This is a genomic window from Endozoicomonas sp., from assembly GCF_965196975.1.
In the GTDB taxonomy this organism is placed as follows: Bacteria; Pseudomonadota; Gammaproteobacteria; order Pseudomonadales; family Endozoicomonadaceae; genus Endozoicomonas.
Window position 1 is genome coordinate 2,539,998 of record NZ_OZ239981.1, and the last position, 13,549, is coordinate 2,553,546.

Annotated in this window: 12 protein-coding genes; 1 reads left to right on the forward strand and 11 read right to left on the reverse strand. The window is 45.6% G+C overall.

The genetic code is table 11. The annotated features are described in order from the left end of the window. Positions 1-16: 16 nt before the first annotated feature. Positions 17-1,279, forward strand: coding sequence for a class I SAM-dependent methyltransferase (locus ACOCLE_RS11335; protein WP_419536785.1), 1,263 nt, complete (start codon positions 17-19; stop codon positions 1,277-1,279). Between the two features lie 8 nt (positions 1,280-1,287). On the opposite strand, the gene ACOCLE_RS11340 is transcribed toward ACOCLE_RS11335, so the two are convergent. The 11 genes from ACOCLE_RS11340 to menD form a co-directional block, all read right to left on the reverse strand. Then, entirely contained in the window at positions 1,288-2,568 is a 1,281-nt protein-coding gene (locus ACOCLE_RS11340) for an ISKra4 family transposase (protein WP_419532972.1), read from the reverse strand. Positions 2,569-3,062: 494 nt separating this feature from the next. Then, a complete protein-coding gene (locus ACOCLE_RS11345) occupies positions 3,063-3,755 on the reverse strand; it encodes an ABC transporter ATP-binding protein (protein ID WP_419536786.1) in 693 nt (230 codons plus the stop codon). Positions 3,756-3,765: 10 nt separating this feature from the next. Next, positions 3,766-4,473: an ABC transporter permease gene (locus ACOCLE_RS11350; protein WP_419537200.1), complete on the reverse strand. Its 708-nt coding sequence runs from the start codon at positions 4,471-4,473 to the stop codon at positions 3,766-3,768. 172 nt (positions 4,474-4,645) lie between these two features. Continuing rightward, positions 4,646-5,521 (reverse strand): U32 family peptidase, encoded by an 876-nt coding sequence (locus ACOCLE_RS11355; RefSeq protein ID WP_419536787.1) that lies wholly within the window; start codon positions 5,519-5,521, stop codon positions 4,646-4,648. A gap of 156 nt (positions 5,522-5,677) precedes the next feature. Beyond that, complete coding sequence (ubiU, locus tag ACOCLE_RS11360) at positions 5,678-6,685, reverse strand: ubiquinone anaerobic biosynthesis protein UbiU (protein ID WP_419536788.1); 1,008 nt, start codon at positions 6,683-6,685, stop codon at positions 5,678-5,680. Positions 6,686-6,809: 124 nt separating this feature from the next. Then, positions 6,810-7,451 carry an RNA 2',3'-cyclic phosphodiesterase gene (gene thpR / locus ACOCLE_RS11365; RefSeq protein WP_419536789.1) on the reverse strand — a complete coding sequence of 214 codons (642 nt, stop codon included), beginning with the start codon at positions 7,449-7,451 and terminating at the stop codon, positions 6,810-6,812. A gap of 123 nt (positions 7,452-7,574) precedes the next feature. After that, positions 7,575-8,981, reverse strand: coding sequence for an o-succinylbenzoate--CoA ligase (menE, locus tag ACOCLE_RS11370; protein ID WP_419536790.1), 1,407 nt, complete (start codon positions 8,979-8,981; stop codon positions 7,575-7,577). After that, positions 8,981-10,036, reverse strand: a complete 1,056-nt coding sequence (menC, locus tag ACOCLE_RS11375) for an o-succinylbenzoate synthase (protein WP_419536791.1) — start codon at positions 10,034-10,036, stop codon at positions 8,981-8,983. Before menC ends, menE begins: the two co-directional genes overlap by 1 nt. A 40-nt stretch (positions 10,037-10,076) precedes the next feature. After that, a complete protein-coding gene (menB, locus tag ACOCLE_RS11380; protein ID WP_066015985.1) occupies positions 10,077-10,916 on the reverse strand; it encodes a 1,4-dihydroxy-2-naphthoyl-CoA synthase in 840 nt (279 codons plus the stop codon). A 10-nt stretch (positions 10,917-10,926) separates the two neighbouring features. Next, complete coding sequence (gene menH / locus ACOCLE_RS11385; RefSeq protein WP_419536792.1) at positions 10,927-11,733, reverse strand: 2-succinyl-6-hydroxy-2,4-cyclohexadiene-1-carboxylate synthase; 807 nt, start codon at positions 11,731-11,733, stop codon at positions 10,927-10,929. After that, positions 11,730-13,481 carry a 2-succinyl-5-enolpyruvyl-6-hydroxy-3-cyclohexene-1-carboxylic-acid synthase gene (menD, locus tag ACOCLE_RS11390; RefSeq protein ID WP_419536793.1) on the reverse strand — a complete coding sequence of 584 codons (1,752 nt, stop codon included), beginning with the start codon at positions 13,479-13,481 and terminating at the stop codon, positions 11,730-11,732. The genes menH and menD overlap by 4 nt, the downstream gene beginning before the upstream one ends. Between the last annotated feature and the right edge of the window lie 68 nt (positions 13,482-13,549).

Sequence of the window (13,549 nt, forward strand, 5' to 3'; positions counted from 1 at the left end):
TAAGAGTCATTAACGAATGAAAATTAGATGCCCAGTTTGTAAGAAAATTGCAAAAAACAATGAAAAGCCTTTCACCACAATAAACCCTGAAACATTGTATATATACAGAAATAACAATGAAACCAGCACTAATTATTACAAATGCCAATTCTGTAATTCGTTAATATCTGATTTTTTTGACGAAAACATATACTTAAAAAACTCTAAGCATGATAATCAGTCGATATCAGAGTCATTACACAACCCTTTTATAAGGCATTACATTGAATGCGGAGCAGGTATTGATTTTATGCTTACTCCAATAATATCAACCATTGACATCAAAAATATAAATTCTTACCTTGAAGTAGGCTGCGGCTTTGGATTCAATCTAGACTTCTTAAAATTTCATAATAAAAAAATAAATCTAAAGGGAATGGAGGCTGCTGATTATGGTTCTGTTGGGGCTTCTTCTCTTGAGCTACCGATTAGCAATGAGTATTTAGTTTCTAAAAATAAAAAAAATGAAAAATACGACTTAATATATAGTTCAGAAGTAATTGAACACGTAAGTGACCCTGAAAACTTTTTGCGCTTACAACTTGAGTATCTAAACAAAGGCGGTATTATTGCATTTACGACTCCAAATGCCGAATATGTAGTACCAGGAGCCAAAGATGCTATTACAACATCTGTTTTATCACCAGGCTTTCATGCATTTGTTATGTCTCCAAAGTCAATAAGAATGATACTTTCCAAATTTAAGATTAGAAATTATAAAATTTTTAAGGAAAATGAAAGACTAATAGTATTTCTGTCATATGATTTTGATGTAAAAAAAATCGAACTTGTGAAAAACAGATCAAATTATTTAGATTACTTAAAATATAGATCAAATATTTTTTTAAGCGGCCCACTTGGGCTTGGTTTTAACTTTAGATTATTTAAAGAATTAGTTAACACTGGCGCATATAATTCTGCTCTAAATTCACTGGATACTATAGAAAACATACTATTTAATGAATATAACATTGATATCAGAAATATAAATATTGATAGTCTGAAATCATGTAAAAATATATCCAGCATCATTAATTCAGGATTTTCTATCATAGGTCCATTACTTTATTTTAAAGGATTCCTAAACTACGTCAGCGGAGATCACAACACATCAAGTACTCTTCTGAATTTATCAAAAGAGTGGATTCATAAATTCGATATAGTAGCCAAGGCAATAAATCAGGAGGGAGAAGGTTTAATTTCTGCAATTGATTTTCATATGGGTGCTCTCTCAATTTGATAACTGACTCATAGGTTAGCTTCAACCTTTCCAGTCATGAACTCAGACCAAAGTTGTTCCCAGCGCCCCTTACTCTGGATCAGTGCTCTTGTTGTCAAAAGCACTTCCGCTCCTGTTGCTTTCCACCTCATTCCAGAACCACATAATCGTTGCTTTACCAGAGTCTTACAAGCCGCTTCAGTAACTCCTGAACCTATTGGCCAATGGCGTTTAAGCGCCTGATGATAATTCATTAACTGGTGATTGTTTGTAAAATAGCTCACAGCTTTGTAGCGCTTCTCTGTCAGTGCGATTGTCTTTTTCGGGAGCTCGGCTGATTCAATTTCCTGAAGGATTTTTTTGGCTGCTCCACGCTTGTTTTTCAAACTATGTAGCCTGTCTTCAAGCCACTGGTGTCGCTTCGCCTTACTGGTTGGAAACAGTGCTTCCGCTGCTCCAGCTAAATATTCAGATGCATGATAAAAATCGAGTATCTGCCCAGAGGTATGTTGTTTCAAATAACTCCAGTTTTCTCTAGCCCCGTCAGCTACCCCGATGTATGTGGCATTTGGGTAGAGTCGTTTTAGATCTGCAATCTCCTCGTCGAGCTTGCTCATAAAGCTTTGTTTACCATACTCTGGCGAACTGGCTGTATATATCGTGTGGAGCCTGTCTCCATCTGCAGAATATAGGCTCAATGTCCCACACATGGCTTCCCTCCAGCCTTCTTCACAAAGCAGCATGCAGGTTCCATCCAGACCAATGGCTATTGTTTCAACAGGCTCTTTTAGTGGAGGAAGGTGGTAGTGAGTGTCTTGCTGGTCTTCAATTAATGCACCTACTCTGTCCGATAAATGCTTGATATAAGAATTTGAAAGCGTCCTTTGATGGTTGGTCTCAAAATCTTCTTTTACCGCAGGCGCTGGCATCTGGCTGTATTTCCAGGCGATAGACTTGGCAAATTTGGGGGTAGCTGAACCAATAATACCGGCACGAAGATCAAGTGCTGCCAGAGTACTGCCACCTCTGACACCCTGATATACGGAGCGCTCCAAAGGTATACGACCGTATAAGGTTTCATAGTGCTTAAGAACCTTTCCTTTGTAGTTCCACTTCTGCTGATTAACGACGATAGGTTCTTTATTGGGTGATTCAAATAGCCCCAATAACTCTTTTGTTCCAAGCTGCCCGGCTTCATTGAGTGCACGCTGTAAACTATCTTCAAGATTCAGCATGTTGCCTGAATCTATAGAAACTTCAATTTGCAAAACGATGCTTTTGGTAGAGCTGGAAATAACAGAAGCGGGCATGACAGTTAACTATTATGAGTGGTGTTCCCATAGTAGCTGTGAAAATAGAGCACTATTGTTTCAATCATTCAGAGAGAGCACCCTTTCATATAGCAATGATCGAACTTCACCGAGGCAACAACTCTATAGCACACAATCTATTTATTGATATTTTATACCACAATGGGTATTCATCTTTTGAAGACGTTCTGAATTCAATACGCAGAAAAATAAGCCTTAAGAATGGGATAATTTATACTGTAATAATTCAGCTTAGCGTATCCATGTATAGACTTAATAACATATTAGATTCTAGAAAAATCTTAGATACTATCATAGACTCAGATCCCTTATGTGAATCATCAAAAAATGCAAAAAATGAAGCAATAAGGTTATACCCTGCTCTATTCTAAAACATTAATAACTCACTGCTACAAATTGATAGCTGCTCTATGATAAAGGACGCTACATTTTTTTATCAATCAGGCGTTAGAAATTAAATTAGTTGATATGTGTTATATAATCTCTCCATGCTGGATAGTCAGTTTTCGGAAACATAAACGTTTAGCCATGGCATTATCATGGGTAGCCATCACCAAAATTCCAGCTTGGTTCACAAAGCTCATCAGCCTCTCTTCTGCTCGCTCTTTAAAGTCACTATCTCCCACGCTGATCCATTCATCCATTAATAAGATTTCTGGCTTAATACTGGTCGATATGGAAAAAGCCAATCTAAGAACCATACCACTTGAATAGGTTCGTACAGGCATATCAATGAAACTTCCCAACTCACTAAACCCTACAATTTCATCCACCAGAAGCCGGATAGCCTTCGGTTTTAAGCCCATAAATAAACCACGGATATAAATATTCTCCAGACCGGTCGCCTCAAAATCCATTCCTAACGTTACATCCAGCAAACTTGTTATCTGCCCCTTAACCAAAACCGTACCCGTTATTGGTGCATAGACGCCTGCCAGGACCCGAAGCAATGTCGTTTTTCCTGAACCATTATGACCGATTAGTGCAACACGCTCGCCCTCTTCTATTTCCAGAGTCACATTTTTTAAGGCTTCAATCTCAACGAGGTTTCCCGATTCTATAATCGCACCACCAGTGGCTGCCTTAAGTACTTTATGCTTGATTGAACGATGTTTAGCATCATAAATAGGAAACCGAACCGATACATTGTTCAGCTGAATATGCATAAAAGAAACCTTACAGCCAATAGGCCACCCGATGGCGATAACGTGTCATGAATATAACTCCCAGTACAATACCGACAATGAGTGTGGCCCCAGAGTAGTACCAGTAAAAGAGTTCAGGAGCTTTACCCGATAATGGCTGCCTGAGCAGTTCTAAATAAGCTGAAAAAGGGTTCAACTTAGCCAGGAACTGCCTTGACTCAGGCAGTTGCTCTACTTTCCAGACAATCGGAGTCATGAAAAACATTAGCGTCATCAGGCTGGAGATGATAGGAACCATATCCCGATACCGGGTACAGAAAAATGCCAGCACCATACCTATCCAGAACAGGTTCGCAAAAACCAGTACAAGCGCAGGTGCTGCAAGCAGCATTAACCAGTCAGGTGTTATTCCCAGAATTAACATAATAATCGGATAAATTACGATGTTATGACCAAGAATAATCAGATTTCGATAGCAAACCCTCAGGATGAAAATTGTCAGTGGAAAACTGGCCTGCTTCAAATAGTTTGAGGAAAGAAAAAATGCATCGCCGAATTCAATAATCGATGTAGATATAAAACCCCAGAAAATGAGACCAAGTGCCAGATGAGGAATAAAGGTTTCAAAGTCAAACCCAAATAAAACACCATAAAGTGGTCCCATGGCAGTCACTGTGACAACCATACTAATGGTTAGCCACAGAGGGCCAAGAGATGAGCGTCGATAACGACTGATGATATCTTGCCACCCAAGGGCAACCTATAAATGAGATCGCTGAAACGCTGATGATATATCACTAATGGTATTGTTAAATTCAGGGAACAACAGAACACCTTAATTTATATGCTTACATACAAAAAATCCCCTCGAAAGTATGGCACAATTTATAATTTTAATGACTGTCTATTCCTTACTTCTTGATTCCCGGTTTTCCTAACCAATAGCCATTACAATGCTGGCTTTCAACAGTAATTGAATTGTCACTACTCCGCCCAATGACCATAGCTAATTCATTCGCCACTTCCAGAACATCTTCCGAATGCCCGGAAAGGCGCATGGCCATCACCCCTGCACTCTCCATTGCCCGCCACTGATCCAGAATGTTATGACAGCTGCCAGAAAGCGTCTGGATGCCATTAATCGTAAACAGTGCATCGCCCTCCTGGGTAGCCAGAGGGATTCCTGAAGATGTCTTAATGCAGCTGAACTCGCAGCTGTCTTTGCTCAGTTCATGTGTACGCGCAGTAAAGCAACGGGCAGAGTATGCCAGCGGTAGATAGCCATAGCTGAATACCTCTGTTTCCAGATCAGTAATACCCAGCTCTTTCAGGCGGCTCATGATCAATTTCAGGTGATCAAAAGAGAGTTCCACTGGGAGTACCCAGCGCTTTAAACCCGTTCGATGCAAAACCTCCAACGCTTCAGCACTATACAGATTCACAGAGGGACCGGTAATAAAAGGGATACCCGCTTTGGAAAGGTAATGGACAGCCGCCATGTCATTGGCTTCTACAGCAAAATCACCGTTCTCACAAACCTTACTGACCTGAGCCAGCTCAGATTCGGCTTCAATCAGTGTCAGTGTCGACAGAACGACTTCCTTACCTGTTGACTGCAATGATTTCGCTATGGCTAGCCAGTCACCCAGATTCAGCTCACGTCTTTTGGAGCAGACGACTTCTCCCAGGTAGACTCGATCAATAGCTGACTCAGCAACCTTTTCATAAAATGAAATAACTTCTTTTTTCGGCCAGAAGAACAGTAATGGGCCAAGGGTAATCTGCATAGTTTATTCCATATCTGCTCCGGGAATTACTCGGAAGCGCGATCTGCTCAACACAAAGTCACGAAGGCACAAAGGGTTAAAAGCCTTCTTTGTGCCTTCGTGCCTTTGTGATTCAAAAAAGTCCAATCAGAGCACAAGGTACTGACAACAATACAATTACTGCCAGGGACGGTTATAAGCACCCAGTGTTGTCTGGCTACCTTCTGATAGACGAGAAAGGCCATTCATCCAGCGTTCATTCGTCATGAAAGAGCCTGGATTGGCCTTGTAATGATCCAGTGCTTCCCGCCAGATTCTCACCACTTCTGCCACATAAGCCGGGCTTCGCTGGCGGCCCTCAATTTTGACCGCACTGATACCGGCCTGATGGAGCTGAGGAATCAGATCCAGTGTATTGAGGCTGGTAGGCTCTTCAATGGCATGACTGACTTTATCATTCACCTTAAAGCGCCCCTTACAAAGGGTTGGATACCCGGCCTGTTCATCGTTATCAAAATGGTCGATTAACAGACCTCCCAGTCGGGTTTCCATACCATTGGCTGTTGTCTGCCAGCGCACAGCGGATGCGGGAGAACAGGCACCTGCTGTGTTAGGTGATTCTCCTGTGACATAGGAAGAGAGAATGCAGCGCCCTTCCGCCATGATGCAAAGACTACCAAAGGCAAATACCTCGAGTTCCACCGGACTTTTCTGGGCCAGTCGCTCAACCTGTTTTAACGACAGCACCCTCGGTAATACCGCACGTTTGATACCAAAATGGTCATGATAAAACGACAGGCTGGCCTGATTGGTGGCAGAAGCCTGGACAGAAAGATGAAGATTCAGATCTGGATATCGCTTGCTGGCATAGTCCAGCACGCTAATATCGGCAGCGATCAGCGCGTCGACACCGAAGTCGGCACACATATCCACTGCTTTTTTCCAGCGGCTCCAATTGGTCGCCTGAGCATAGGTGTTGACTGCAACAAACAGTCGAACCTTTTTGCCACGGGGGTTCCTGTGAACGTAATCCAGCGCCTTCATTGCCCGCTGATCTGAAAAGTTGAGACCCGCAAAATGCCGGGCATTGGTTTCATCCCGGAAGCCGATGTATACGGCATCAGCACCATTATCAACAGCTGCTTTGAGGGAGGGGAGGTTACCGGCAGGACACACCAATTCCATATAGAATTATCCAGTAGTTTTTTTGCAGCATATCATGCTGAACAAAAAACCAACTTGATGCTTATCAACAGATACTCATGGAATAGGCATCAATACTTAAGTAGTTATCTACCAAGTGCTTTTCTTATGCACTAATAGCAAAGGGTTGTAACGGGAAAGTGTGTAGAGTTTTGTATCTCGTGCCAGCTGAAGTGCTCTCACTTTCCATCAATACTATTTCACCGACTGTCATGCGGTAACTGGGTAGATTAAAATACTGGCTATGGGTTACATGCCGAGGGTGCTTGAATCGACCTAATGTGACATGTGGTCGGAAATGCCGGGTTTCTGCACTGAAACCAGATTGCACAGCAGCCTGTTCACAAATATCCGAAAGCCGCTTCAATTCCTGTCCTGAATGCATCTCCAATGCAAGCACTCTGGGCTGTCTTCCATTTGGAAAGAAGCGAAAACAGCCAGTCATACTATCAAAAGTATGGTAATCGTTCAGAACCTTCTCAAGGTTACCAATTAACTGCTGTAATTGACGGGGGGAGCTATTCCCCAGGAACTTAAGGGTAATGTGTTGCTGCTGGGGGGCGACCCAGCGCAAGTCATGAACGTGGCCTTCACCGGCTCGATGAATAGCCTTCTTATGAAGCGTTGCAGCAAGTTCAAGAGGAAGCTTTACTGCAAGAAAAGCTCTTACCGGGGAGTTCTGGGGCAGCGTCTCATCATAGGAGGTCAGGTCACTGGGGGCGTTGTAGCTAATGTGATTATTTTTCATATTATTCTAACTTCAACGTCTGACTGCTAAATTCAGACCAGCTGCACCCTGCAACTTGGTCTGGCTAAGTTTGTTGAACCTAGTCTAGTACATTGCTGGCAGAATTCTGCCTGTATCGTAGTATTATTCCAAAAGTGCCTGAAAAAAGCGGCGATTAATCTTGATACCTGATTCTGCTATCTGCTCAGGAAATAAACGAATATGTACTGGTACTTTGAATTTAGCTATCTTGCCTGCCAGCCTCTCTTTTGTAAATGATTCATTCAGGGTACCATCCACAGTCTGAACATAAGCGACAGGCCGCTTCCCATACTCAGGGTCCGTCATTGAAACGACCACAGCCTGGACAATTTCAGGAAAGGTCAGCAAGGCCTGCTCAATCTCTTCCGGGTGAATGTTCTCCCCTCCCGAGATCAACATATTATCCATACGGCCACATATCTGTAACTGTTCACCAAACCAACGTCCTTTATCACCGGTGTAAAACCATCCACGAGCATCCGACAATGGAGTCACTTGCCCATTTTGAAAGTACCCCTTTGCCAGGGTTTCTCCGCGCACCTGAACCTCACCTTCCTGAGAAAGACGAACCTCACGCCATGGCAATACCGCTCCGGAAGTCACACCACTGTCGGTAAACAGCGGCTCTCCGGTACAAATCTGAGAAGCCATCTCGGTCATACCATAAGTCGTTAGAACAGTGACGCCCTGTGCTTCTACCTCCTCCACCAGCCTGGGGGAAACAACGCCTCCGCCCAGCAGAATATAACGTACTCCCACATCATAGAGAGACAAGCCAGATTGGATTAACCTGAACAATTGTGTATTAACCAGGGAAAGATGAGTCAGCCGCTTCCTGGCCAGCATTTCATCCAGAGGCAGTTTACGTTCAAACAGCACCATTGTGGCACCAGCCAGCAGACAACGCAGAACAATAGCCAGTCCACCCACGTGAAACAGTGGCAAGGACAATAACCAGGTATCGCCATAGGTTAATGGCAACGTATGCATGGAGCCCAACGCACTGAAATAATGATTTTTATAACTGTGAGCTACCGCCTTTGGGATGCCCGTCGTTCCAGATGTTGCAATCAGGTCGTAAATGGCTTCAGGACTGATCTCAAGAGACTGAAGACCACTCTCGGCTCGAGGCCGCACCTCCGTCCGGCAAAGCCGTCCATGAAAACTAACACCCGCGCTGTCTGCCACCAACGTAGCACCAATCCGCTCGCGATAGGCTGACTTTTGCTCCTCTGGAAAGGCTGGGTTTACAGGGCAGAAAACCCATTGGGAACGAAGACAGGCCAGTGCAACTATCACAGTATCCAGTGGTTTACTGGTGACAAACAGAAGACGGTTGCCAGGTCTCATTCCCTTATCCCGGTATACACGACAACAATCATCCACCCATTCATCAAGTAAGCGAAAAGTGACACTGCCCTCCTCCAGCTGAATCGCTGTACAGGTGGACTGATTAATGGCTCGATGACGTACTGGACAGTATTGCAATTCAGGGAAAATCGTCTTCATCAACTGCTTTCTTTCAGGCTTCTCTTCAGCCCTGTATCTCCCAGGCTGACAAAAGCAGGGTTAATGGATACCGGCTGACCGGCAATAATCGTTTCAGAGGTCAGGCTGTCGATAAAAGCAGAGGAGGTGTCCAGGCCCGGTTGTTCCTCTGGTGTCCACTGAGCGCTGAGCTGCTCGAGTATGTGCAAACCAATAGATGACTCATAAGAAGAACTGAAAACAGTCCTGACACCGAGGCTTCGGCCCATTGTCACCAGCTGCCGACAACGCTCGAAACCACCCACCAGCGTTGGTTTTATAACAATGGCAGCCAACCCCTGCATGGGGTGAAGAAGGTATTCCGGGTTCTGAACCGTTTCATCCAGAGCAAAGTGAAGCCCGGTCTTCTCGTACAGTTCTGAAAATTCGGCCACATTAGCTGTTGGCTCTTCAACAAAGTTAACTCGCTCTACGTCAATAGAATTAGCAACCCGCATGGCTTGATCCAATGTCCATTGCTGATTGGCATCCAACTTGATATTAACGGACTTCGGCAATGCCTTCAGAACCAGGTTAATTCTGACACAGTCGTCTTCAATTGAACCTCGCCCTATCTTCAGCTTGAACTCATTCGGCCAGTTCCCCTGCCACTGATCAAGCCGCTGGAGAATATGCTCAGTGCTGCCCTGCAAAAGAGGCCCTGTTTCTGGAGGGACAAACCAATGATCCTGCCTCAGCCACCACAGTGCGGATTCAATACCAAATAACACTGATGGAATTGACGGTGCCCCCAGAGTCTCAGTGAGAGAAGCACAGTTAGCCAGATCACTGAAAGATGAAGGCTTAAAACCACCAGCATTAAATGCCCGACAGTACACCTGAAGTTGTTCACCAGCTTCTGAAAGGTTCTCACGGCTAAACCCCGGCAGTGGCGCTATTTCGCCATAACCATACCGATGACCAATACTCAAGCGTAAAATCAGCCCTTCCCGCTCATTCAGGCAGAAATGCTTCAATTGTAATGGCTGCTTTAAAGGCAGCCGATACCTCAGGATATCGGCTTTGCAGTGTTTCATAGATGGTTTATAAAAAAGTGGGATCAGGCGCTGTGACCGATCAAGGATTGCGACCAAAACGGCTAAAGTCTGGCTGGCGTTTTTCCAGAAAAGCATCCCGCCCTTCCTGAGCTTCTTCACTCATGTAGAACAGCAGCGTTGCATTTCCTGCAAGCTCCTGCAGGCCAGTTTGGCCGTCACAGTCGGCATTCATGGCAGATTTCAAGCAACGAAGTGCCAGAGGGGAATGCTGCAGAATCTCACGACACCATTCTACGGTTGTACGTTCCAGCTCTTCCAAAGGCACAACGGTATTAACCAGCCCCATGTCTTCAGCCTGCTTCGCATCGTACTGACGACATAGGAACCAGATTTCCCGGGCTTTTTTCTGCCCGACAATACGTGCCAGATAGCTGGCACCAAAACCGCCATCGAATGAACCTACTTTTGGACCAGTCTGACCAAAGCGGGCATTATCCGCAGCAATAGTAAGGTCACATACCAGGTGCAGGACATGACCACCACCGATGGCATAACCGGCAACCATGGCAACAACCGGCTTTGGACAGGTTCTGATCTGACGTTGTAGATCGAGAACATTCAGATGATGAGTTCCCTTATCATCCTTATAGCCAGAATCTCCACGCACGCTCTGGTCTCCACCGGAGCAGAAAGCCAGATCGCCAGCACCGGTCAGAATCACCACACCCACCGACTCATCAAAACGTGCAGACTCCAGAGCCTTCTGGATTTCTACAATAGTCTGAGGGCGAAACGCGTTGCGCTTTTCCGGACGGTTAATGGTAATTTTGGCCATACCTTCTGCCCGGTGGTACAGAATATCCTCATAATCACCACTGAGGTTTTCCCAGATTACACCTGCATCCAGCTGTTTGCTCATATCCAACTCCTTATAGCGTTCTAAGCAACCGGGCCATGGCCTCTGGTTGCTCCCGATGAACATTGTGCCCACACCCAGCTACAGGGTGGACACTGTGAATCACATGCTCTGCCAGTAAATGCTGCCCAAGCTGTCCAAACTTGTGATCATTTTCACCATAAAAATAATGAACACATGGCGACAGTGCTGAACCAGCTCTGAACTGACAGAGTGCCTGACGATAATTTGGCTGCTTCGATAAACTGAATGACACCAAGGCGTCGGCTAATAGCAAACCACTGCCTTTTGAGCGCTCATGAATCAAAGATCGAATCTGGCTATCATCCAGGTCCGAAAACACCGGCTGTTTATACCAGTCCCAAAGGACTTCAGCCACAGGCTCCTCTCGAAAGCGCCTTGCCCACTGAAGATCTGACTGGTATCGCTCGCTTCTTTCCTGCTCACTGACCAGCCCTGGATGCGCACCTTCCAGTAAAAGTTTCTCTACTCGCTCCGGGTAAGCAATGGTATATGCCATGGCCAGACGACCGCCCAGTGAGTAGCCCAGCAGGTTGAAAGGTTTCAGACTAATGCCTTCTATCTGTTCAATGGTTTGAATCGTCTGTTCCAGACGATGGCAGAAATAGTCCGCTCCCTGCGCATCCTCCTCTACCCACTGGCTTGAGCCATGTCCCGGCAGATCAACTGCAATCAGATGATAGTCATCTTTCAGCAATGCCAAGAGGGGCTGCCAGTCACCTGCACTGCCCAGAAAACCATGCAGTAATACCAGGGCTGGCGCATTGGCAGCACCAGAACAATAGTAGGACAGGCTCACAGTGTTTTAGCCATGTTTACGGCCTGCTCAATGCTTTTTGCCCCCAGACCAGACTCAGTAAAAACTTCAATAATGGTACAACCAGTTTTAGAACATGCTCTATTAAACTGCGATGTAAAATCATCAATGGATTGTGGCGCCGAATAATCAATACTGAATAGTTCAGCAGCATGCTGTGCGGAAAGCCCATGGGGTGTCACAAAATAATCTTTAGCCACCTGGACGGCATCATTGCTGCAGCCTTTGGTGGTCACATAGAAAATACCACCACCGTCGTTATTAACCAGCACAATAACCAGTGACGTTTTACTCTGAGCTGCCAGTTGCAGGGAGTTAAGGTCATGGAGGAAGGAGATGTCCCCAATCAGTAAAACCATTGGCGCCTGATCTCCTTCAGCACATCCAGCCGCGGTAGCAATGAGCCCATCAATACCACTGACGCCACGACTAGCATAAACCCGTGGTAAATGGTGTACTGAGAATATATCCACCATGCGTATAGGCAGGCTGTTGCCAAGAAACAAACTGCTTTCAGGAGGTAATAGTTCTCCTAAAGAAGCACCGAGCCATTGCTCATTAAGCTGGCTTGGCAGTTGACTTTTCAGCTCGTCGCCAAGTTTCTCTGCCCGCGCCGTCAATGGCAAACTCCATTCTCTGTCAGCCTGTATATCCTCACTGCAGAGCAACAGTTGATGACAAACCGAATCAATATTACCTATCAGGCGCACACTCTGCCGTTGCCCTGTATCGACTCTTCTGGGAGCAGGGTCAAGCATCCAGTATTCTTTCCAATAGTGCCGGCCAATAAACTGATCCAAACGCTTGGACGTCAGGTAACCGCCAATCTGGAGCACACGGTCGACCTCATTGAATACGCTTTCACAGGCTGAACTGGCCAATAAAAGATCAGCATGCCTGATGGCTTGTGGGTGACCGTGGAGCTGTGATTGAACATCCGCTATTAACGGCCAGCCCAGGCGCTCTGATAACTGCACAATTGCATTTACATCAGTCTCAGGCATCACCCGCCCAGCAACAATCAAGCCCTTGCCGTCCGTAAAATGCTGCCATCGAGCCAAATCTGGCAACAGGGTTGCCTCTGGAACAAAGTACTCAGTATTAGGTGTTAGAGATGATATCCATTGTTGGATACTGGCAAGATAGACCTCATTTTCAATATGAGTGCTTTCTTCCACCTGATGTGGGTAGAGAGGTTCCCGAAACATGCAGTTGATGTGCAGTGGCAGCCCCCGTGCTGATGAGCGGGCATAGGCCTGATCAATACTCCCCAGCAACCATCGGAGGGAAATGGAGCGGTCCGGCGTTGGTAAATCCAACGTCGATCCGGTATAGTTACCAAAAATATTCAGCTGGTCAATCGCCTGATTTGCCCCACAGTCAATCAACTCGGGAGGACGATCAGCTGTCAGAACGACCAGTGGAATACCCGACTGGTGAGCTTCTATAATGGCCGGGTAGAGATTGGCAACAGCAGTGCCTGACGTTGTGATCAGGGCCACTGGTTCTCCGGTGGCTTTGGCCAGCCCCAGGGCAAAGAAACCAAGGCCACGCTCATCAAAATGAACGTGGCGGGTCATGCCTTCATGATCTGCCACTGCAAATGTCAATGGTGCTGAGCGAGATCCAGGGGCAATACAACAATGCCGAACACCCAGTCGCCACAGTTCTTCAATCAGCACTGAAGACCAGATGCCGTTGATGTTTGCGTAGTCGGTTTTAAATGTCATGAATAAACTCACCGGCTCTGACAGCCAGCCATAAATGAAGTATTACAGTATTTTCATTGCTACTGCGC

Coding starts and splice junctions, on each gene's coding strand:
- ACOCLE_RS11340 (WP_419532972.1), bottom strand. CDS start 2,568: ATGCCCGCTTCTGTTATTTCCAGCTCTACCAAAAGCATCGTTTTGCAA.
- menB (WP_066015985.1), bottom strand. CDS start 10,916: ATGAGCAAACAGCTGGATGCAGGTGTAATCTGGGAAAACCTCAGTGGT.
- ACOCLE_RS11355 (WP_419536787.1), bottom strand. CDS start 5,521: ATGCAGATTACCCTTGGCCCATTACTGTTCTTCTGGCCGAAAAAAGAA.
- menC (WP_419536791.1), bottom strand. CDS start 10,036: ATGAAACACTGCAAAGCCGATATCCTGAGGTATCGGCTGCCTTTAAAG.
- ubiU (WP_419536788.1), bottom strand. CDS start 6,685: ATGGAATTGGTGTGTCCTGCCGGTAACCTCCCCTCCCTCAAAGCAGCT.
- menE (WP_419536790.1), bottom strand. CDS start 8,981: ATGAAGACGATTTTCCCTGAATTGCAATACTGTCCAGTACGTCATCGA.
- ACOCLE_RS11335 (WP_419536785.1), top strand. CDS start 17: ATGAAAATTAGATGCCCAGTTTGTAAGAAAATTGCAAAAAACAATGAA.
- menD (WP_419536793.1), bottom strand. CDS start 13,481: ATGACATTTAAAACCGACTACGCAAACATCAACGGCATCTGGTCTTCA.
- thpR (WP_419536789.1), bottom strand. CDS start 7,451: ATGAAAAATAATCACATTAGCTACAACGCCCCCAGTGACCTGACCTCC.
- ACOCLE_RS11345 (WP_419536786.1), bottom strand. CDS start 3,755: ATGCATATTCAGCTGAACAATGTATCGGTTCGGTTTCCTATTTATGAT.